General features: G+C 72.6%; 1 protein-coding gene and 1 pseudogene. Both read left to right on the forward strand.

Annotation, left to right across the window (positions count from 1 at the left end; translation table 11 throughout):
* Positions 1 to 150: 150 nt before the first annotated feature.
* Positions 151 to 1365, forward strand: coding sequence for a chorismate synthase (gene aroC, locus ACWELJ_RS34000; RefSeq protein WP_452370159.1), 1215 nt, complete (start codon positions 151 to 153; stop codon positions 1363 to 1365).
* Positions 1362 to 1901 (forward strand): annotated as a pseudogene (locus ACWELJ_RS34005) (shikimate kinase); the annotation flags it as partial. The gene aroC and the pseudogene ACWELJ_RS34005, both read left to right, overlap by 4 nt.
* Between the last annotated feature and the right edge of the window lie 290 nt (positions 1902 to 2191).

Below are 2191 nucleotides of genomic sequence, written 5' to 3' on the forward strand. Positions count from 1 at the left end.
CGGGGCGCGGCGGCGGGGTGGCGGGCGAGGTCGCGACGCTCGCGCACGGGCCCGCCATGTGCGTGGCGAGCGTGGTGGCGTTGCTGGCCGGGCGCTGACATCGGGCTTCACGCGGGCCGTGTGTCCGGGCACCTCGGTATTCATGAAAGGATGTCACTCGTGTTGCGCTGGATAACTGCCGGAGAATCCCATGGTCCTGCTCTCGTCACCATCCTCGAGGGGATGGTGGCCGGTGTCGAGGTGACCTCCGCCGACATCGGCGCGCAGCTGGCCCGGCGTCGACTCGGGTACGGGCGTGGCGCGCGGATGAAGTTCGAGGCCGACGTGGTGACCATGGTCGGCGGCGTGCGGCACGGCCGCACCATGGGCGGACCGGTCGCCATCGAGGTGGCGAACTCGGAGTGGCCCAAGTGGACCCAGGTCATGTCCTCCGACCCCGTCGACCAGGCCGAGCTGGCCGAGCTGGCGCGCAACGCGCCGCTGACCCGCCCGCGCCCCGGCCACGCCGACTACTCGGGCATGCTCAAGTACGGCTTCGACGACGCCCGCAATGTGCTCGAACGCGCCAGCGCCCGCGAGACCGCGGCCCGCGTCGCGGCGGGCACGGTCGCCAAGAACTTCCTGCGCCAGGCGCTCGGGGTCGAGGTCATCTCGCACGTGGTGTCGATCGGCACGGCCGCCGACACCACCGGCGTGGTGCCGACCGCCGCGGATCTGGACGCCATCGACGAGTCGCCGGTGCGCGCGTTCGACAAGGACGCCGAGGCGGCCATGATCGCCGAGATCGAGGCGGCCAAGAAGGACGGCGACACCCTCGGCGGTGTGGTCGAGGTCGTCGTCGAGGGCCTGCCGGTCGGCCTGGGCTCGTTCACCTCCGGTGAGGCGCGCCTGGACTCGCGACTCGCGGCCGCGCTCATGGGCATTCAGGCCATCAAGGGCGTCGAGGTCGGCGACGGCTTCGAGACCGCGCGCCGGCGCGGCAGCCAGGCCCACGACGAGATGCGCCCGGGTCCCGACGGCGTGCTGCGCTCCACCAACCGGGCCGGCGGGCTCGAGGGCGGCATGACCAATGGCGAGGCGCTGCGGGTGCGCGCGGCCATGAAGCCGATCTCGACGGTGCCGCGCGCGCTGTCGACCGTGGACATGACCTCCGGCGACGAGGCCGTGGCCATTCACCAGCGCTCCGACGTGTGCGCGGTCCCCGCGGCCGGTGTGGTCGCCGAGGCCATGGTGGCGCTGGTAGTCGCGCAGGCGGTGCTGGAGAAGTTCGGCGGCGACTCGCTGCCCGAGACCATCGACAACATCCACGCCTACCTCGAGCGGATCAACGCCCGCCCGCACATTCCGGGCAACGCCGGGCAGTGACCACCGAGGACAGTGCGGCGCCGGGCGAAACCGGCCGGCCCGCACCGAATGTCGTGCTGGTCGGCCCGCCGGGCGCGGGCAAATCGACCATCGGGCGCAAGCTGGCCCGGGAGCTCGGCGTGGAGCTGTACGACACCGACGCCGGAATCGAGGAGCGCACCGGGCGCACGATTCCGGAGATCTTCGCCACCGACGGGGAGCCGGAGTTCCGGCGCATCGAGGAAGAGGTCGTCCGCGACGCCGTGCTCGCCGGGCACGGCGTGGTGTCGCTGGGCGGCGGCTCGGTGCTCTCCGCCGCGACCCGCGCGCTGCTGCGCGACCGCACGGTCATCTACCTGGAGATCAGTGTCGGCGAGGGCCTGCGCCGCACCGGCGCGAGCACCAATCGCCCGCTGCTCAATGGCGACGACCCGGCCAAGAAGTACCGCGAACTGATGAAGACCCGCCGCCCCCTCTACCGCGAGGTGGCGACCGTGCGGGTCCGCACCGACGGCCGCAGCCCCGGACGCGTGGTCCGCATGATCCTGGCCAAACTCGGCATCGAGCCGGTCGAACGTCCCGACGAACCGGCCATCGACACCACCCCCGCCGAGTCGGCCGAGTCCTCCCGCACGCGTGCGCGCCGCAAACGCCGTCGCGGCAAGGGCCGTGGTGAGAACGCCGCGACGGGACCCGAAACAACCGCTGCCCCGGCCGATTCCAGCGCTCCCGAACGCAACGGCCGCGGTCCCGGCGGCCGGTCCGAGGACACCCGAAGAAGGCGGTCTTGACCAGGCTGTCGCGCGCCAGCGCCCGCGCGCCGATCAGCGCCTCTTCTTCGCTGACC

This window comes from Nocardia sp. NPDC004582, assembly GCF_053602115.1.